This window comes from Sorangium sp. So ce426 (assembly GCF_051475585.1).
Lineage (GTDB): Bacteria > Myxococcota_A > Polyangia > Polyangiales > Polyangiaceae > Sorangium > Sorangium cellulosum_B.
The window spans coordinates 8,575,777-8,594,693 of the sequence record NZ_CP150341.1; the positions used below are offsets into that span (position 1 = coordinate 8,575,777).

Sequence of the window (18,917 nt, forward strand, 5' to 3'; positions counted from 1 at the left end):
CGCCTGGCGCGGGCCGCCCCGCGTCGGGCGCGCGGAGCGCGGCGGGCGCCGCTCCTCCGGAGCGCGCAGGCGCTGCGGCCGCTGGCCCAGCGGGCCCGCGGAGGTTCAGGGGCGTCGCCTCCCGCGTGGCCATCCTGGGCTCCGAGCCCTCGCGGGCGTCGCCGGACGTCTGCGTCACCGGGACCGCCCCCACGCCCGGAACGCGCGCTCGCGCGACCGGGGCGCGCCCTTGCGCGGCCGGAGCCGCGGCGGGCGCCCTGGGGATCGGGGCGGCGCCCGGCCTGGGGGCCGACGCGCCCGGTTGCGCCGCCGGGGGCCGCGCGCGCTCGGCCGGGAGGGGCGGCGCCGGTTGACCCGCGGCCGCCGCCGCCGCGCGCTGCGCGATGACCTCGTCGAGCTGGCTCGAGCTGAACGGCGAGACCCGCATCAGCGTGCGCACCTCGTCGTCGTCCTCGTCGTTCGTCGCGTCCTCGTCGTCGAGCGGGAGCAGCGTGCGCACCGCGGGATCGGGGTGCCATTCCTCGAGAGCGCGCCGGAACGCGGCGGCGTTCGTCGTGCGCGCGGAGCGATCGCGCTGGAACGCGTCGTCGAGGACCCGCTGGAGATCGTCGTCGCCCACGTCGAAGACGGCGAGCGGCGCCGGCGAGGAGCCCGAGATCCGTTGCCGCGTCTCGGCGTCGCTCCCTCCGCCGAAGGCGCTCGCCCCGGTCAGCACCTCGTAGAGCGTCGCCGCGATGGCCCACACGTCGTCGCCGGCCGAGAGCGTCCCGCCCCCGACCCGCTCGGGCGACTGGTACGCGATGCGGCTCGGCGTCTGGCGCAGGTCGGCCAGGATCGCCTTCGAGGTGCGATCGACCGCGGTCGTGAGCACGCACTCCGGCGAGATCGCGCCGTGCGCGACGCCGAGGGCGTGAAGCGCCTCGATCCGCTTCGCAAGACGAATGGCCCAGCCGACGGCGTCGAGCTCGTTCAGCGGGCCATCGCGCAAGATCCGAGTTGCAAGCGTTTCCACTTACGAAGCCAGGGTAGTACCTGTCCGCCGAAGTTTGTACCTGGATCCGCGCGCCGTTCGTCCCCGGGGCGACCGATTCCAGGGAGCGCGCCTCGCCGCGTACGCTCGGAGGCGGCGCCCCTGACGGACGGCGCCGGCGCGCGGATCCGCGGCGCGGGGAGCCGCGCTCGTCATGACCGCTCGCCCCCGGCCGCGTCGGTCGGGACGATGCGGACGCGCCGTACCCGCCGGCCGGCGACATCCATCGCCACGAGCGTGTAACCCTCGCACTCGACGCGCTCGCCCGCCTCGGGTGGGTGCTCGAGCCGGCCGAGCATGTAGCCGCCGACCGTCTCGACGGTCTTCACCTCGGGCAGCAGCACGATGTGCCCGTCGCGCTCCAGGTCCGTCAGCAGGACGCGGCCGTCGACGTCGACGATGCCGCCGCCGCGGCGGTGGATGGGCGGCACCTCCTCGTCGTTCTCGTCGCGGATCTCGCCGACGATCTCCTCGATGAGGTCCTCCATCGTCACGAGCCCCATGAACTCGCCCGAGGCCGACGTGATGATCGCCACCGGCACTTGGCGCGCCTGCATCTCGAGGCGGAGGCGCTCGACCGAGGTGTTCTCGCGCGCGAAGATCGGCTTGCGGAGCAGCTCGGCGACGCGCGCCGCGCGGCGGCGGTGGCTCAGGACGTCGAACAGGTCGCGCAGGTGCAGGTAGCCGAGCACGTTCTTGCCCTGCTCGTCGAGCACCGGGTACCGGGAGTACCCCGCGTCGGCCACGATCCGCACCGCCTCGTCGATCGTCATGTTCGCGCGCAGCGTCGCCGCGTCGGAGCGGAGCGACATCACGTGCCTCGCCGTGCGCCGGCGCAGGTCGAAGATGCGCACCAGCATGCTGCGCAGCGCCGGATCGAGCCCCGCGGGGCTCTTCGTCAAGAGCAGCCGGAGCTCCTCCGACGTGTGCGCGATCTCCTCCTCGCCCACAGGCCGGAGCCCGAAGAGGCGGACGAACCCGTTCGCCATCGAGTTGAGCACCCAGATGACCGGCCACATCAGGACGAAGAACCCGTGCAGCGGCCTCGCCGCCCAGAGCGTAACCTTCTCGGTCCGCTGGATCGCGAGCGACTTCGGCGCGAGCTCCCCGATCACGGTGTGGAGCGCCGTGATCAGGATGAACGAGATGCCGATGGCGATGGCGTGCGCGCCGACCCCCGACCAGGCGTCGAGCGGCGCGAGCAACGGCTCGATGAGGTGGGCGATGGCCGGCTCGCCGATCCAGCCGAGCCCGAGGGACGCGAGCGTGATGCCCAGCTGGTTGGCGGACAGGTACGCGTCGAGCCGCTGCGACATCTGCAGCGCGAGCCGGGCCCGCGCGTCCCCCTCGCGCACGAGCTGCTCCAGCCGCGTCGGCCGCATCTTGACGATGGCGAACTCGGACGCGACGAAGAACGCGTTGAGGAGCACCAGGAGCGCGGTGCCCAGGAGGTAGACGAACGTCATGCCGGTCGCCGTCCTCCCCCCGGTGCGCCCGCCGCCCCGCGCCTCCTCGGCGACGAGCCGCGGCTAGATCCTCGCACGTTCGAGGATCTTGCTTCGCAGGCCCGGGTCGTCGTTGCTGAGTCCATCGACGAGAGCATCGGCCGGGGATTGCCCCTTGGCGATGAGCGCGCTGAGCCGATCGAGGTGGACGCGCTCGTCCTTGCCGTTCTTGTTCAGGCGCGCGCGCCGCTCGAGGCCGCCCGAGGCGATCGAGACGAGCCGCTCGGCCAGCGCCGCGAGCGGCTTGCCGCGGAACGTGGCGCGGAGCGCGCGCTCGGCGATCTTCGGGCGCACGGCCTCGAGCTCGTCGAACCTGAAGCTCTCGGACAGGGCGTCGGCCTCGTCGAGCGCGCGCGCGTCGTAGAGGATGCCCGCCCAGAGCGCCGGGAGCGCGCAGACGAGGTTGGCCGGCAGCGAGTCCGCGCCGCGGACCTCGAGGGTCCGCTTCAGCCTGACCTCCGGGAAGAGGGTGTTGAGGTGCATCTCCCAGTCGCCGCGGGTGGCCCGGTGCCCCTCGAAGCCGCGCTCCAGGAAGTCACGGAACGTCTGCCCCGTGTTCTCGATCACCTCGCCGTCGCGCTTGATGAGGAACATCGGCGCGTCGACCGCCCACGCGACGTAATCCGAGAAGCGGCGCCCGCGCTCGAGCACGTCGCGGATCAGCCCCTGCCGCGCGGCGTCGACGTCGAGCCAGACCTTGGCGCGGTAGCTCCGCCCGCCGAACAGCGCCCCCTCGTAGAACGGGGAGTTGGCGAACATCGCCGTCACGAGCGGGGAGAGCCGGAGCGACACGCGGAGCGCGCGCATCGCCGCCTCCTCGCTGGCGTAGTCGAAGTTCGCCTGCACGGTGGCGGTGCGGCGCATCATGTCGAGGCCGTGCGCGCCGCGCGTCGGCAGGTAGCGCCGCATGATCGCGTAGCGCGCCTTGGGCACCCAGGAGAGATCGGCCTGCGACGCGAAGGGGTGGAACCCGATGCCGAGCCAGGTCAGCTTGAGCTCGGCGGAGATGTCGCGCAGCTCCGCGAGGTGCCCGCTCATCTCCATACAGATCTGGTGGATGTTCTCGAGGGGCGCTCCGGACAGCTCGAGCTGCCCGCCTGGCTCGAGGGTCACCGAGGCGCCAGCCCGGGCGAGCGCGATCAGCGGACCGCCGGGGGTCTCGTGCTCGGGTGTCCACCCGTGCCGCTCGACGAGCGCCTGGAGGACGTTGAGGACGCTCCGCTCGCCCTCGTACGGGATGGCAGCGCCCGTCCTGGCGTCGACCCCGAACTTCTCCGCCTCGGCGCCGATCCGGTGAAGGGCCTCGGGCTTCGTGGCTTCGTGAAAGGGAAACAGCAGGTCGTCGAACGTCTCCAACGGTTGAGACTTCGACTCACTCCCGTGGCTTGCATCGGCCATCATCACGTTTCCGGTTGGGTTTCGTTCTCGCTTAGAGCGCGCGCCTGAGAAGGGGCGCGCGCTGCGTCGTACGGAGCATCTTCGCGAGCGCGCCCAGGTGCGCCAGCGTTGTCCCCGTCCCTCCCCCGAGCATTCGCGCGCCCGCCTCGATGAGCCGCGCCGCCGACGCCGCCCAAGCATCGCAGATCTCGGCGGGCGCGACGCGGTCGGTGCCGTCCGCCTGCGCGGATTCCGCGCCGAGCAGCACGCCGACCTGGACCTCATGCGCGACGCCCTCGAGGCGCCGGAGCACATTGAGCCCGAGCTCGACCGACGGCACCTCGAAGAGCAGCGCGTCCGCGCCGCTGTCGAGGGCCGATCGGGCGACCTCCTCGAAGCCCTCGCCATCGGCGGTGCGCCCTGCGCCGTCGAGCTCCACGAGCGCCCACGTCGCCAGCTGCGTCGTGCTGGCGCTGACCACCGCCGCGCGGCGCGCGAGCCGCGCGACCGTGGGGCCGACGCACGCTGCCTGGGCTGGATCGAAGCCGCACGCGACGAGGATCTCGCATCCGGCCGCCGCCAGCCTGGCCGCATGGACGGCGTAATCCTCCGCGATCCGGTCGGCCATGGGCGCGGCAGCAGTGTGGCCCAGGATACCCGCCACCGCCACGCGGCGCGCGGCCCCGCCCGCCGCCTCTGTGGCGAGCTCGACCGCGGTTCCGGTCAGCGCGGCGGCGCGGAACGCCATGCCGATGGGCGCCAGGGCGCGCGTCGTCGTCGCGGACGTGAGCGCCCGGACCACGTCGATCCCCAGCGCGATCTCCTGCTCGTGCAGCTCAGCGATCGCCCGCGGCGACTCGCGGAGCAGCCGACCGAGGGCGGTGGTGGAGGACACCGCGGTGCCTCGTCCACGGAGCGAAGCGAGCGGATCGCCGCTGATGATGAGCGGACGACCCACGGGAGGCCGAGAGGTGGAGGCCTCGAGCGCATTCACGTCCTTCGCTGCTTTCCAGGGCTCCTCTACCACCGGTCTATAAGGGGAAACTAGCCCAAGACGGCCCTTCCGCGTCGCGAAATGGTGCAGGCCAGCGGGCTGGAGCACAGCGTTCCACGCAGCGGAGTCGGGGACAACCTGACGGACGCGCACCTGCGCTCGGCGCGGCGCCGGGGAAGAACGGGGGATCGGCCGTCATGAGGGCCTCCGCTTTGCCATGGGCCGTCATGTGGCCGGGAGGCGCCGGCCCCCTACCCCTCGGCCCCGGCGCGCGACGAACTTCCGGTCGAAGAGCCGCACCCGGCGGACGAACAGATCGAGCAGGAACACGACCATCGCAGCGTAGATGAACTGCTGCCAGAGCTCCTCGTGGAACGTCACCTTCTCCCCCGCCGGGTCGAAGATGGCCGCCACGCCGCTCGGATCGACCGCCCCGCCGGTCGACGTCGCGGCCTTCTCGAGGATCGCGAGCTCGGGCTCGAAGCTCGCGTACTCGCGCGGGTACGGGTTCGAGACGTGGCCGTAGCTGACGGCGACGGGCCGGAGCGAGCCGTCCTCGGCCTCGCGCAGGTGCTCCGCCCGCAAGAGGAACGAGCCGTACCGATCCAGCGCAAGCGCCGTCTCGTAGCGCCCCGGCGCGGTCTGACGCATGTCGACGACCCGCGTCGCGCCGCCCGGCTCGGGCCCGATGATGCTGAGCCGGGAGGTCAGGTTGTTCTCGAACCGGTCGTCGGCCCCGAACGCGTCGACGGACGCGCGCAGCTCTCCGTCGACGATCTCGGCCTTCATGTCGAGCTCGCGCCGGTGCTTCTGGCGCATGTGCTCGTGGACGAGCTGCCCCCAGAATTTCTCGAAGCCTGGCCACCTCAGCCACTCGACGGCCCAGCGCGCCTTGACGTCGGTCGTCCAGGCGAGCGTCCACCCGAGGCCGACGCGCCAGCGCGCGAGGATCGGCTCCTCGGTGTCGCTCGTGAGCAGCTCCTGGGCGGGCGGCGGCTTCAGCTTGGTCGAGACGTAGCCGTGCAGGTTGGGCGCCGTGCGGACGTCGACGCCGCGGAGGAACGCCGCGTCGCCGACCTGGGTCACCGGGAACCACTCCTCGACGGCGGCGGCGCGCGCCACCATCTCGGTCTCCTTGGTGAAGATCCGCGGCAGGTTGTTCGGATCCGGGACCGCGTGGAAGCGCCCCCCGCCCACGTCGGCGATCATCTTGAGCAGCTGCTCGTCGAGGTCGTTCCCGAGGCCCACCGTGGTCACGGTGATCGACTCGGCGATCATGGCGGACACGAGGTCCCGGATGCCGCCCGTCGACGCCTTGCCGTCCGTGAGGAGAATGACGTGCTTCTTCCGCGCCTGCGTGACGGTCATGTCCTGGTAGGCGGCGTCGAGCGCGGAGAAGATCTCGGTCCCGCCGCCCGGCTGGATGCGCGCGATCTCGCCCGCGATCCGCGAGCGGTTGCGCGCGGGCTGCATCTTCACGTAGCGCGTCGGCGCCGAGTCGAACGCGATCACCTCGATGAGATCGTCCGACGACAGCACCCCCGCTGTCGCCTTCGCCGCGGCTTTGGCCATCTCGAGCGGCAGCCCGGTCATCGATCCCGAGCGATCCATGACGAGCGCCATCGCGACGCTCGGCATGTCCTTCTTTCGCTCGTTGTCCATCCGAACGGGCAGGATCCGCTCGATGGTGGTGCGGTACCAGCCGCCGAGGCCGTACCCCGACTCGCCGCCGGCGAAGAGGAACCCCCCGCCGAGATCCCGCACGTAGCTCTCGATGATCTCCTGCCCCTGCAGGCTGAGCGCTTCCTTCGGGGTGTCGGACACGATCAGGAAGTCGTAGCGCTCCATCTCCTTGAGGGAGCCGGGGAAGCCTGCCGGCGGCCTGACGTCGACGTCGAGCTGCTGCGCGGTGAGCGCGCTCGAGAGCGGGCCGGCGTGCTGCGGCGTCCCCTCGACGTAGAGCACCGACGGGCGCCCAGGCACGTCGATGGTGGTCGCGTACCGGTTGTTCTCCTTGAATTTGTCGTCCGCGATCTGGTCGAGCTCGAGCGCGTAGGTCACCTGCCCCGCGATGCGCACGACGCTCTTGAACACGACGTCGTTCGGCCCTGCCTTGAGCTCGAGGTCCCGGATGCCCTCGAGGCCGTTCAGCGCCTCCCCCTGGTAGAGCCGCGCGCGCGCCTTGGTGGCGCGGCTGGCGTAGATGTCGGCGTGGATCTCGAACGTCTCCCCGACCTTGACCCGGTCGGGCATCCTGAGCTCTCGCACCGCGACCTCGGGCGGCGCGGGCCGCCGGTACGGGATGGAGAACAGCCGCACCCCGACGTCGCGCGCCCGGTTGGCCTCTGCGAGCACGTCGCCGTCCGTCTGCACGCCGTCCGACATCAGCACGGCGCGCTTGAGGTAGCCGGGCGGATACAGCCCGTACGCGAGCTGCAGCGCGGCCTGGAGGTTCGAGCCCGCGCCGAGATCGCCGCGCTGTCCGTTCGCGTCGGCGTGGCGGGCGATGGGCGGCGCGCGCCGCTCCTCCTCGCGACCTGCCGCCTCGCCGGCCGCGCGCTCGGCGAGCCGCGGCCGCCGCGCGAAGGTGATCACCTTGATGACGCCGTCCTCGGGCTTCTCTGCGAACGCCCTGTCGAGCGCCGCTCGCGCGTCGTCGAGCGCCTCGTCCGTGACCGACTCGGAGACGTCGATGAGGTAGATGGTGGCGACCTTCTCCGTTGTCGCGGACCTCGCGAGCCGCGACAGCCCGAGCGCGATCAGCGCGACGAACGCGACCCGCAGCAGCACCGAGAGCACGCGCTGCGGCAGGGGGAGGTCGGCGAGGGATCCCGCGAGCACCCCGACGAACCAGGGCGCGAGCAGGATCGCGCCGAGCATCTTCGGGTTGAGGAGCTCGTACGTCACCCCCTCGCGCACCCACGTCAGCGTCGGATCCGGGTGCAGGAGGACATACCTCCGGTACGCCCAGAACAGGATCCCGCCGAGGGCGGCGCATGTGATGGCCCACGCGGCGATGCGCAGCCTGCGACCACGGAACGCGCTCACACCGTCACCCTCCTGTGGTACGTGAACCACTCGATCGCGGTCACGAGGAGCACCGCCGCGAGCAGGTAGACCCAGAGCTCACGGCGGACGCCGATCTTGAACTCGCTCACCGCGCCCGCGCCGCGGCCGTCGACCTTGAGCTCGGCGGCCGGGGCGATCGCGCTCTCCTCCGGCGCCGAGAGGTTCGCGGCGAACATGCTCTCCTCCGGCGCGCCCGCGGCGCCGACGCGCAGCGTGTAGAAGCCGGCGTGCTGCCCGAGGAACACGGCGCGCCCCTCCTGGATGGGGACCGCGCGCGTCGTCCCGTCGGGCTGCTCCAGGCTGGCCACCTCCGCGGACGAGGACGCCGGGATGTGCCAGACGGAGCCCGTGCGGAACGAGGAGATGTAGCTCGTGTCCTCCTCGACGAAGTTGTTGATCGCGTTGAGCAGGAAGAGCGGCCAGGCGATGCGGAGCGGGAAATCGCTCTCGCGCACGTCGAAGCCGAGCGCGACGAATTTCACGCCGCTGCGACGCCCCTCGAGCAGCAGCGGCCCCTTGTAGCTCCGGCCGACGACCCTGTCTTCCTTGTTGCCCTTGAGCACGTGGGCGCGCGCGACGTTCACGTCGCTGAGCGCCGTGTAGCGCAGGAGCGGGTGCTTCGCGTCGAGCTCGTCGAAGCCCAGGCGGTAGTTCGGGTCGTCGTCCAGGACCTCCTTGCCCACCTCGAACGGGACGCTGGTCCCGGTCGGGTTGAGGTAGAGCAGGCTCCCGCTCCCCGGCGCGACGCTCGGCGCCACGCCGTCGAAGATGGTCACGTCGAACGACGAGGCCGCCGGGTACCGCTGCGGATCGACGAAGGTCACGTCGAGGTACTCGTCGAGGAGCAGCGCCGCCTCGAGGAACATGTTCCCCGCGGAGACGACCTGGACGCGCGCGCGGCGCCGCTCGGGGAGGAGCGCGTAGGCGCGGTTGTCCGCGGGGAGGTCGTCCGAGCTGCCGTCGGCCAGCGCGAGCTTCGCCTCGAGCGTCTTCGACGCGCCGGAGAGGTTCGGGTAGAAGCGGGGCAGCTTCTCCTTGGGCTTGAGCCGGATGCGCGTCAGATCCGTGAGCTGGCCGTCGCCGAGCAGCGACAGCTCGAGATCGAGGGGCTCGTCGCTCGTGTTGGTGACCTCGAGCATCACCTCGTAGCGGCTCTTGTCGAGCGGGTAACGCCGCACCGAGAACTCGGTGATGGCGGCGTTCCTCGATCCCTTGCCGACCGGCAGGTACGAGAGCTTGATGTCGCCGAGGCGCACCTGTCCGCCGGCGTCGGTCGGCTCGCCGAGCGCGCCGTCGCTCACGACGATGACCTCCGGCGACGGGAGCCCGCTCAGGGTGTCGCTCGCGAAGCGGAGCGCGCGCGCGAAGTCCGCGGTGGCGTCGGTCGGCCTCACCGCCGCGACGGCCGCCTCGAGCTCCGAGATCTCTCCGGTGAGCGTCGACAGGGGCGTGATGGCCGCGTCCATCTGGGCCAGCAGCATGCGGTCGCTGCCAGAGAGGCCGCGGACCATCTTCCTGACCTCTTCCTTCGCGAGCTCGATGCGCGAGGGCGCGACGTCGATGGCCTGCATGCTCGCGCTCGCGTCGATGAGGACGACGATATTGCGCCCCTCGACGAGGTTCGCCTGCGGGCGCGGATCTCCCAGCGCGAGCAGGAGCAGCGCGAGGAGCGCGAGCTGCAGCAGCAGCGACAGGAGCCGCTTCAGCTGCGAGAACAGGCTCGTCGCCTCCTTGTCCCGGAGGATGCGCTCCCAGATCCTCGAGAAGGGGACCGCGACGGGCCGCCGCCGCAGCTTGAGGATGTAGAAGACGACGACCACGGCCCCGGCGAGGGCGCCGATCTGGAGCAGTGTCTGCAGCGGAACGCCGGTGAAATGCAGCATCGCTACCGGAGGAAGCCGCCTCTGCGGAACACGCGAAGGATCAGCTCATCGAAGGGGACGGACACGTCCGCGCGGAAGTAGCTCACCTGCCGCGACGTGCAGAAGCGGCGGATCTCGTCGAGGTACTGCTCGTAGGCCTCGGCGTAGCGCTCGAGCACCTTGGGGGTCACCGTGACCTCGCGCTCGTCGCCGGTCTCGCAGTCGTAGACGCGCACGTCCCCGCGCAGCGCAGGCCGGGCCTCGCGCGCGTCGACGAGGTGGAGCACGAACGGCTCGAACCGGTTGTACCGGAGGACGTTGATGCCGCGCTCGAAGCCCGCCGGATCGTAGAGATCGCTGAGGATCACGGCGAGGCCGCGCCGCTTGTGCTGCGCCACGAAGGTCTTCATCGCCTCGCCGAGGTCGGTCGGGCCCTCGGCGCGCGCCTGTCCGAGGAAGCGGAAGATCCTGAAGATGCGCGCCTTGCCGCGGGTCGACTGCATGCGCCCGCTGATCTCGTCGGTCGCGGTGACGATCGCGATGCGGTCGAGGTTGGCGAGCCCCACGTACGCCAGCGCCGCGGCGAGGCGCTTCGCGTGCCGCAGCTTCTCGCCGTCGCCGAACGCCATCGACGCCGAGGTGTCGACGATGAAGTAGATCGAGAGGTCTTCCTCCTCCTCGTAGAGCCGGATGAGGAGCCGGTCGAAGCGCTGGTACGCGGCCCAGTCGAGGTACCGGAAATCGTCGCCGGGCGCGTAGTCGCGGTGGTCGGCGAACTCGACCCCGGAGCCGGTCTTCTTGGTCCGCCGCTCCGCGCGCATCGCCCCCGAGAAGACGCGGCGGCTCACCATCGCGAGATAGTCGAGCTTGCGCTGGAACTCGTCGTCGAAGAGCTCCTCGTCGGGGGCGCTCGCGGAGAGCGCGGAGAAGCGGCGCAGCGGCGCGGCGGCCCTCTTGAACGCGTCGAAGAGCCCCATGCTACCTTCGACGGCGCCTCATTTGCTCTCCGGAAGGTGCTTGAGGATCGCCTGCAGCACCTCGTCGGTCTTCACGCCCTCCGCCTCGCCCTCGAAGTTGAGCAGCACGCGGTGCCGCAGGGCGGGGAGCGCGCACGCGCGCACGTCGTCGATCGACGCCGCGAACCGCCCCTCGAAGAGGGCGCGGATCTTCGCGGCGAGCAGCAGCGCCTGCGCCCCGCGCGGCGACCCGCCGAACTTCACGAACCGCTTCACCTCGTCGAGGCTGCCTCCCTCGGCGGGGTGGGTGGCCTGGAGGAGCCGCACCGCGTAGTCCTGGACGTGCTTCGCCACGGGCACCTCGCGGACGAGCCGCTGCATGGCGATGATCCGCTCCTTGTTCAGGACCGGCCGCACCTCGATCGCGTCGGTGCCGGTCGTCCGCTCGAGGATCGAGTTCAGCTCGTCGCGGCTGGGGAACGGCACGTGCAGCTTGAAGAAGAACCGATCGAGCTGCGCCTCGGGCAGCGGGTACGTCCCCTCGCTCTCGAGGGGGTTCTGCGTCGCCAGGACGAAGAACGGCTCTTCCAGCGTGTAGCTCTGCCGCGAGACCGTGACCCGGTGCTCTTGCATGGCCTCGAGGAGCGCGCTCTGCGTCTTCGGCGTGGCCCGGTTGATCTCGTCGGCGAGGACGATGTTCGCGAAGATCGGCCCCTTGCGGAACGAGAACGACCGCTGCCCGCCCGCGTTCTCATCGATGACGGTGGTGCCGATGATGTCCGCGGGCATCATGTCGGGCGTGAACTGGATGCGCGAGAACTGGAGGTCCAGCGCCTCGGCCATGGTGCGGACGAGCATCGTCTTGCCGAGCCCCGGCACGCCCTCGAGCAGCGCGTGCGAGCCCGCGAGCATGCACGTGAGCACGCCGTCGACCACCTCGCGGTTGCCGACGATGACCTTCCCCACCTCCTCGCGCAGCTCTCCGATGCTCGCGCGGAACTCGTCCACCTCGGCCCGCGCTGCTTCCTTCGTCTTCTCGGCCATGACTTCCTGCTTCGCGCCCGCTGTCGCGGGGCGCCTGGTGAGGCGCGGTCGCGTTCGAGCCGCCGGCTCGACTCACTCGCGCGGCCTGATGAGCTGGAAATACCGGTTCACGTAGAACCGGTATCCATCAGGGATCTGATCCTTGTTGATCTGCTGCTCTGCGACCGTGTGATAGTCGGTGAAGACCTTCTTGTAGCCGGTCCCCTTGAAGCCCCGCTCGGCCGCGCTGAGGATCACCTCGCTGTTCGAGGGCCCTTGCTGCGTGTCGAGCCCCTGCGCCTGGACGTCCTGGGTCCCCATCTTCGGGTCGGTGCGCTTGCCAGCGATCTCGCCGCCGCGGCCGGAGCCGACGCCGTCACCCCCGGGCTGGTTGCCGCCGTTGCTGTTGCCCTGGCCGCTCCCCTGCCCCTCCTGCCCCTGCCCCTGCCCGCCGCCGGGCATCAGGATCTTCTTGCCGCCGGGCCCGATCACCAGCTCCTGCCCCTGGCCTTGCCCGCCCTTGCCCTGACCGCCCTGGCCTTGCTGGCCCTCCTGCCCTTCCTGCTCGCCGTCGCCCTGCCCCTGCTGGCCCTGCCCCTGCTGCTCCTCGCCGCCGCCCTGGCTGCCGCGCGCGCGCTTCCCGAAGCGGAGCATCCTGGCCATCCGCTGCTTGCCCCCCTGCCCTTGCTGGCGCACGAGCTCCCGGAGCTCCTCGAGCCGCTGGCGCAGCTCTTCCTTCTCCTGCTCGGACATCTCCTCCTGCTGCATCCGGTTGATGTCCTCGGCCGCCTGCTCGAGATCGTCCGCTGACATCCCGAGGTCGCGCATCAGATCCTCGGCGGCCTTGGCGAGCTCGCGATCGAGCCGGTCGAGCTGGCGCCCGGTCCGCTCCTTCTGCTCGGCCTCGCGGTCGAGCCGCTCCAGCTCCCGCTCCTTCTTCTTGAGCAGCCTCTCCTGCTCGGATCTCTGCTGATCGTTCGCGGAGGCCTTCTGCTTCTGCTTGAGGAGCTGCTCGCGCGCCTCGGCGCGCTTCTCGTTGACCGCGGCGAGGGCCTCCTTGCGGCGCGACGCCGCCTCGGCGAGCGCCTTGCGCAGCCGCTCGATCTCGGCCTTGTCGAGCTTCTTCTTCTTGTCGCGGAGCTTCTCGGCGAGCTCCTTCAGGTCCTTCTTCGCCTTCTCGAGATCCTTCTTCTCGAGGGACTCCCCCACGCCCTTCGCCAGATCGCTCTTCTTGAGGTCGAGCCCCGTCTCCTTCAGCGCCTCTTCGAGCGCCTTCAGGTCGGCCTCCGCGCCCTTGAGGAGCTCTCGCTCGAGCGCCTCCATGCGGCGGAACGCCTCGGTGCGATCGAGGCGCTTGTTGGCGATGTCCTCGATGAGCTGGTTGAACCGCTCGACCGCGGACTTCATCTCCGGGCCCTGGTCCTGCCGATCGAGCGCCTTGGCCGCGTCCTTGAAGAGCTCGATGTCGTCGGGCGACATGGTGAGCGCGTCGATGGTCGCCGCGACGGGCGCCTGCTTCCGCGGGGTGCGCACCTCCAGCAGCGCCACCGCCAGCACGCCGAGGCCCACCGCGGCGGAGGTCCAGAGCTCGCGAGGGAGCGCGAGCGGCGCGGCGCCAGCGGGGCGCAGCCCTGCGGCGTGCTCGCAGGCGTCGTCGATCGCCGCCTCCATCAGGGGGGTGCGCTGCGCTGCGGGCAGCGCGTCGAAGGCGAGCGCGATCGTCAGCCGGTCGTGGAGGCCGTGGTGCCGATCGAGGGCGATGGTGCCGGCGCGGGGAGGCAGGCGGCGCAGCATCGCCACGACGAGGGTGGCCAGCACGAGCAGCCCCGCGCCGAGGAGCAGCTGGCGCGCGCGCGGCTCGCCGAGGTACGCCGGGAGCGCCTTGTGCACCGCGAGCGTCCCGGCGGCGAGCGCGAGCGCGAGGGTCAGCGCGCTCGGCAGCGCGCGCAGCGCGCGCCCGAACCGGAGCCTCAGCTCGACCGCGAGCGCGGCGCTGCGAATGCGGTCCAGTTGCTTCGTGCGAGAGTCGCTCACGGTGCTCAGCGCTCCGGGCGCCCCCCGCGGGGGCCCTCGAAGGGGAAACGTCGCAGCATTGTACCTGCTGACGGGTCAGGCGCCCGAAAGTTCCTGGGAGGCTCCGCGCGACGTACGAGGGAATGACGCGCGGCGAGCCCTGATGATTCCCGTGCAGGGCAGCCTCTGCGCTCAGCGCGCCGCCGGCATGGATGCGCGTTGCCGGTGGTGGGTGGGGGTCTTCCCTCGGGGCGCTGATCGGACGGCTCTTCTGCGCCCGGCTCGGCAGCGGCACGCGTACGTTGCGTGGGAACAAGGTGACGGGCCGCCGCGCACGGCGCCCGCCTCGGATTGGATCACTTCATCGACTTCTTCTTGGACGCCGCCTTCGTGGCGGCCGGCTTCTTCGCCGCGACCGGCTTCTTCGCCGCCTTGGCGGCCGGCTTCTTCGCCGCGACCGGCTTCTTCGCCGCCTTGGCGGCCGGCTTCTTCGCCGCGACCGGCTTCTTCGCCGCCTTGGCGGCCGGCTTCTTCGCCGCCTTGGCGACCGGCTTCTTCGCCGCCTTGGTGGCCGGCTTCTTCGTCGCGGCCGGCTTCTTCGCCGCCTTGGTGGCCGGCTTCTTCGTCACGGCCGATCGTTTCGCAGCCGCCGTGCTCGCCATGGCACCGTTTGCCGCCGACTTCTTCGCCCCCGTCGCCCGCTCTCTGGAAGGCGGCTGCGCCGCGGCTTCAGGCTCCTCGCCAACCGCGCTTGCCTGAGCCCTGGCGCCGTTCGCATCGGGAACCTGCTTCGCATAACGCGCGAGCGTCTCGCGCACCCGCGCGTCCAGATCCGCGAAATCGAACGGCTTGTTCAACCAGGCGTCCGCGGCGAAGAGCGGCGAGGTCATCTCGTTCAGGTTCTCGCCGATCCCGGTGAGCATGATGACGCCGGTGCTCGCGAACGGCCGTCCGTCCGACGTGTCGCTCTTCAGCCGCTTGCAGATCTCCCAGCCGCTCATGCCGGGCATCATCACGTCCAGGATCACCAGATCCGGCTGGTGCTCACGCGCGAGCTCCCAGGCGGCATCACCCTCGGAAGCCTCGATCACAGAGAACCCTAGGTTCCTCAGGTGACGCGCAACGAGGCTCAACATCGCCGGTTCGTCTTCGGCCACCAGCACACGGGGCGGCATCGTGCTCGCGGAAGGCATCGTGGATGCGGATGAGAGTACGTGCGCGCGAACCGGTCAAGAGAGAACGAGAGCGCGCGGCCGCGGCGAGCGCGCTTCACCGTCCCCGCCCGTCCCCGCCCGTCCCCGCCCGTCCCCGTCCTCCCGAGCGATCCCGAGCGTTCGGGAGGATGCGCTCACGCGGCGCGCGCGAGGGCGATCTTTTCCGTCTGCCCCGCCGCATAGAAGCGTCGCAGCGCCGCGAGCAGCTCGGCATGACGCCCGTGGCGGGCAAACTCGGACTCGAGTCGGCCCGCGAACCGCGCCGCCAGATCGTTCGCGATCCGGTAGCGATCACCGGTCTCCGTGCCCGGTGGATCCATGAAGGTGACCCGCTCGAAGAGATGGGCGCGGATCCGCGCGGCGCGCTCGGGCTCGAAGCGCCCCGCCCCCGGTGGGGCCGCCTCGTGGCGGCGCCGGAGCGGCGGGCCTGGCGGCTCGACCTCGTCCGCCAGATCGCCATGAACGAGCAGCACGTATTTGTCGACCTCGGCCTGGAGCTCGAGCTCGAGCTGGGTCGCCGGCAGCTCCCTGCGGGCCCGCTCGGCCACATAGAGGAAGTGGCTCACGCCCTCGACGATCTGGCAGATCTCGTCGAACGTCCGCTCTCGCCCCCGCGTGATCGCCCGGCGGGGCAGGTGCAGCGCGATCTCGATATCCCCGTCGGCGTGCCGGATCAGCAGCGCCTCGCGCGCGCTCCCGTCCGTCAGCCGGATGAAATCGTCGACCGCGGGCGCGTCATCGAGCGCATACGTGCGCGCCAGGTGCTGCTGGATCCGGGACGGGAAGGTCGCCCCCTGCATCAGTTGAGCCCGCCCGTACCACGGCTCGGCACGAGCCCTCGTGCCCCGAGCTCATCCGCGAGGCGGCTCGATCCCGTACGAACCCAGCGCTCGTACAGCCGGAGCACCGAGCGCTCGTCCCGAGCCCCCGACGCGAGCGTGCCGTCGGCCACATCGTTCAGGACGCTCACGAACCGCTCGAATTTCTCGGCCATCTCCGAAAGAACATCGGGCCCCTGGCCGACGCGCGCATTGAGGCGCAGCATAGCGGCCGCATGGTGGTAGGCGGTCGACCCGACCCCGACCACGTAGCCGCGATCGACCCCCTTCAGCTCGATGTGGCCGCCGAAGAAGCCGACCACGTAGAGCACGCTGTCTCCCAGGTTACGCAGCCGCTGGAAACGCTCGGCTCCGGAGGCTTCCAGCGCGTCGCGCAGAAGAAAGGTCAGGGGCTGGTTGAAGGCAGACTCGGCATGCTCGTCCGGGTGAGCAAAAGCACAGAGCAGACCGACGAGGTAGCTCGACGCCGCCTCGGTGGCAGCGACGTTCCGAACTCGGAGCGCCTCGTCCACAACCTCCTGGAAATAGCGGGTCATGCTCGGGGAGAGAGAGATCGCTTGGCTCACAGCGGCACCTCACTTATGCGGGTGCCCTGGATACCGACGTAACCCGGGCCACCGCGCGCTCAGGTCAACCAGACACGTCCTGACGGCCTCCCTCGGGCTGGAGGCCCTGAGGGCATCGCGTCACTGTGCTGCCGCAGCTTTGCCCTCATAAGGGCATTTTAGCCGAGGGGCTCCGCCGGGCCCAGCCTTGCGCAACGCACCTTCCCCTGCGATCTCCAGAACTTACAGCCACCTCCGCGCCTGGCTGCCAACGCGCAAAGTGCCGGCCTGGGACCACTCTTGACACCCTCCAGGGGGTGGCTATCTTCCGCGCGCTCGCTAGCACTCGCCACAGGTGAGTGCTAGCAAAGTGCCCAGACTGCAATCGTAGGGGGCCTTCCGGCGCGCTCCGTTGCGCCGGCTGGGTCCGCCGTTCGTGGGACGCGGCGCTCGTCCCCGGAGGACTTGCAAAGATGAAGATTCGACCGCTCCAGGACCGCGTGATCGTTCAGCGCGTGAAGGAAGAAGAGAAGACCAAGGGAGGTCTCTACATTCCCGACACCGCGAAAGAGAAGCCGATCGAGGGGACCGTCGTCGCCGTCGGCAACGGCAAGGTCGCCGAGGACGGTACCGTGCGGAAGCTCGACGTCAAGGAGGGCGATCGCGTCCTCTTCGGCAAGTACTCGGGCACCGAGGTCAAGATCGACGGCGAGGAGCACCTCATCCTCCGCGAGGACGACATCCTCGGCGTGATCGAGAAGTGACGCGGGCGACAGAAGGAACTTAGGAGAGACACCATGGCAGCCAAGGAAATCATCTACAACGAGTCCGCCCGCAGCATGATCCTCGCGGGGGTCAACGCCCTCGCCGACGCGGTCAAGGTCACCCTCGGCCCGAAGGGGCGCAACGTCGTCATCGAGAAGAGCTTCGGCTCGCCGACGGTCACCAAGGACGGCGTGACGGTCGCCAAGGAGATCGAGCTCGAGAACCGCTTCGAGAACATGGGCGCCCAGATGGTCCGCGAGGTCGCCTCGAAGACGAGCGACATCGCCGGCGACGGGACGACCACCGCGACGGTGCTCGCCCAGGCGATCTACCGCGAGGGCTCCAAGCTCGTCGCGGCCGGGCACAACCCGATGGAGATCAAGCGCGGCATCGACAAGGCGGTCGAGGCGATCGTCGAGCACCTCCGCAGCTCCGCCAAGCAGACCAAGGACGCGAAGGAGATCGCGCAGGTCGGCACGATCAGCGCGAACGGCGACGAGACGATCGGCAAGCTCCTCGCCGACGCCATGGAGAAGGTCGGCAAGGAGGGCGTGATCACGGTCGAGGAGGCCAAGAGCGCCGACACGACCCTCGACGTGGTCGAGGGCATGCAGTTCGACCGCGGCTACCTCTCGCCGTACTTCGTGACCGATCCCGAGGCCATGAAGGCGAACCTCGAGGACTGCTACATCCTCATCTCGGAGAAGAAGATCTCCAACATGAAGGACCTGCTCCCGGTGCTCGAGGCGATCGCCAAGAGCCAGAAGCAGCTCCTCATCATCGCCGAGGACGTCGAGGGCGAGGCGCTCGCGACCCTCGTCGTGAACAAGCTCCGCGGCACGCTGCACTGCGCGGCCGTCAAGGCGCCGGGCTTCGGTGACCGCCGCAAGGAGATGCTGAAGGACATCGCCACCCTGACGGACGGCCAGGTGATCGCGGAGGAGCTCGGCCTCAAGCTCGAGAACGTCACGATCAGCGATCTCGGCCGCGCGAAGACGGTCCTCATCGACAAGGACAACACCACGATCGTCGGCGGCCAGGGCAAGAAGGACAAGATCAAGGCCCGGCAGCAGGAGATCCGCGCTCAGATCGAGAACACGACGAGCGACTACGACCGCGAGAAGCTCCAGGAGCGGCTCGCGAAGCTCGTGGGCGGCGTCGCGGTCGTCAAGGTCGGCGCCGCGACCGAGACCGAGATGAAGGAGAAGAAGGCCCGCGTCGAGGACGCGCTCCACGCGACCCGCGCGGCCGTCGAGGAGGGCATCGTCCCGGGCGGCGGCGTGGCGCTCATCCGCGCGCAGAGCTCGCTCGAGAAGCTCAAGGTCAACGACGAGCAGCGGTTCGGCGTGAACATCATCCGCCGCGCCATCGAGGAGCCCCTCCGCCAGATCTCGGCCAACGCCGGGGAAGAGGGCTCGATCGTCGTGCAGAAGGTGCGCGACGGCAAGGACTCGTACGGCTACAACGCGGCGTCGGGCGACTACGGCAACCTGCTCGAGATGGGCGTCATCGATCCGGTCAAGGTCGTCCGGTCGGCGCTCCAGAACGCGGCCAGCGTCGCCAGCCTGATGCTCACCACCGAGGCGCTCATCGCTGAGCGGCCGAAGGAGGAGAAGGCGGCGGCTGGTGGCGCCCACGCGGGCCACGGCCACGACTTCTGATCGCGGCGCGCCGCGCTGACCGCTAAGCCCGGCGGGCGAGGGCCGACTTCCTCCTCAGGAAGTC

At 70.4% G+C, this 18,917-nt stretch carries 13 protein-coding genes; 2 read left to right on the top strand and 11 right to left on the bottom strand.

Features of this window, described 5'->3' with window-relative positions:
- Positions 1-1,182: 1,182 nt before the first annotated feature.
- The 11 genes from WMF44_RS31855 to WMF44_RS31905 all read right to left on the bottom strand — a co-directional run bounded on the left by WMF44_RS31855 (position 1,183) and on the right by WMF44_RS31905 (position 16,394).
- Positions 1,183-2,496, bottom strand: coding sequence for a hemolysin family protein (locus WMF44_RS31855; RefSeq protein ID WP_437293813.1), 1,314 nt, complete (start codon positions 2,494-2,496; stop codon positions 1,183-1,185).
- A gap of 63 nt (positions 2,497-2,559) precedes the next feature.
- Positions 2,560-3,891: a glutamate--cysteine ligase gene (locus WMF44_RS31860; protein ID WP_437293814.1), complete on the bottom strand. Its 1,332-nt coding sequence runs from the start codon at positions 3,889-3,891 to the stop codon at positions 2,560-2,562.
- Between the two features lie 73 nt (positions 3,892-3,964).
- Positions 3,965-5,014, bottom strand: a complete 1,050-nt coding sequence (locus tag WMF44_RS31865) for a homocysteine S-methyltransferase family protein (RefSeq protein ID WP_437293815.1) — start codon at positions 5,012-5,014, stop codon at positions 3,965-3,967.
- A 117-nt stretch (positions 5,015-5,131) separates the two neighbouring features.
- Entirely contained in the window at positions 5,132-7,954 is a 2,823-nt protein-coding gene (locus WMF44_RS31870) for a VWA domain-containing protein (protein ID WP_437293816.1), read from the bottom strand.
- Positions 7,951-9,858 carry a vWA domain-containing protein gene (locus WMF44_RS31875; protein ID WP_437293817.1) on the bottom strand — a complete coding sequence of 636 codons (1,908 nt, stop codon included), beginning with the start codon at positions 9,856-9,858 and terminating at the stop codon, positions 7,951-7,953. The genes WMF44_RS31870 and WMF44_RS31875 overlap by 4 nt, the downstream gene beginning before the upstream one ends.
- Positions 9,859-9,860: 2 nt before the next feature.
- Positions 9,861-10,814: a DUF58 domain-containing protein gene (locus WMF44_RS31880; protein ID WP_437293818.1), complete on the bottom strand. Its 954-nt coding sequence runs from the start codon at positions 10,812-10,814 to the stop codon at positions 9,861-9,863.
- 18 nt (positions 10,815-10,832) lie between these two features.
- Positions 10,833-11,837 (bottom strand): AAA family ATPase, encoded by a 1,005-nt coding sequence (locus tag WMF44_RS31885; RefSeq protein WP_437293819.1) that lies wholly within the window; start codon positions 11,835-11,837, stop codon positions 10,833-10,835.
- A 72-nt stretch (positions 11,838-11,909) separates the two neighbouring features.
- Positions 11,910-13,850, bottom strand: coding sequence for a hypothetical protein (locus tag WMF44_RS31890; RefSeq protein WP_437293820.1), 1,941 nt, complete (start codon positions 13,848-13,850; stop codon positions 11,910-11,912).
- 335 nt (positions 13,851-14,185) lie between these two features.
- Entirely contained in the window at positions 14,186-15,022 is an 837-nt protein-coding gene (locus WMF44_RS31895; RefSeq protein ID WP_437293821.1) for a response regulator transcription factor, read from the bottom strand.
- A 155-nt stretch (positions 15,023-15,177) separates the two neighbouring features.
- Complete coding sequence (locus WMF44_RS31900; protein ID WP_437293822.1) at positions 15,178-15,843, bottom strand: hypothetical protein; 666 nt, start codon at positions 15,841-15,843, stop codon at positions 15,178-15,180.
- Positions 15,843-16,394, bottom strand: a complete 552-nt coding sequence (locus WMF44_RS31905; RefSeq protein ID WP_437293823.1) for a hypothetical protein — start codon at positions 16,392-16,394, stop codon at positions 15,843-15,845. Before WMF44_RS31905 ends, WMF44_RS31900 begins: the two co-directional genes overlap by 1 nt.
- Positions 16,395-16,900: 506 nt before the next feature.
- On the opposite strand from WMF44_RS31905, the gene groES reads away from it, so the two are divergent.
- Together groES and groL are read left to right on the top strand one after the other, a co-directional pair.
- On the top strand, positions 16,901-17,191 hold the full coding sequence (gene groES / locus WMF44_RS31910) for a co-chaperone GroES (RefSeq protein ID WP_012238539.1): 291 nt from the start codon (positions 16,901-16,903) through the stop codon (positions 17,189-17,191).
- 33 nt (positions 17,192-17,224) lie between these two features.
- A complete protein-coding gene (gene groL / locus WMF44_RS31915; RefSeq protein ID WP_437293824.1) occupies positions 17,225-18,853 on the top strand; it encodes a chaperonin GroEL in 1,629 nt (542 codons plus the stop codon).
- Positions 18,854-18,917: the final 64 nt, after the last annotated feature.

Excerpts from the sequence above, each read along its gene's own strand:
- WMF44_RS31875 (WP_437293817.1), bottom strand. The coding sequence starts at position 9,858 with ATGCTGCATTTCACCGGCGTTCCGCTGCAGACACTGCTCCAGATCGGC.
- groES (WP_012238539.1), top strand. The coding sequence starts at position 16,901 with ATGAAGATTCGACCGCTCCAGGACCGCGTGATCGTTCAGCGCGTGAAG.
- WMF44_RS31900 (WP_437293822.1), bottom strand. The coding sequence starts at position 15,843 with ATGCAGGGGGCGACCTTCCCGTCCCGGATCCAGCAGCACCTGGCGCGC.
- WMF44_RS31885 (WP_437293819.1), bottom strand. The coding sequence starts at position 11,837 with ATGGCCGAGAAGACGAAGGAAGCAGCGCGGGCCGAGGTGGACGAGTTC.
- WMF44_RS31880 (WP_437293818.1), bottom strand. The coding sequence starts at position 10,814 with ATGGGGCTCTTCGACGCGTTCAAGAGGGCCGCCGCGCCGCTGCGCCGC.
- WMF44_RS31895 (WP_437293821.1), bottom strand. The coding sequence starts at position 15,022 with ATGCCTTCCGCGAGCACGATGCCGCCCCGTGTGCTGGTGGCCGAAGAC.
- groL (WP_437293824.1), top strand. The coding sequence starts at position 17,225 with ATGGCAGCCAAGGAAATCATCTACAACGAGTCCGCCCGCAGCATGATC.
- WMF44_RS31855 (WP_437293813.1), bottom strand. The coding sequence starts at position 2,496 with ATGACGTTCGTCTACCTCCTGGGCACCGCGCTCCTGGTGCTCCTCAAC.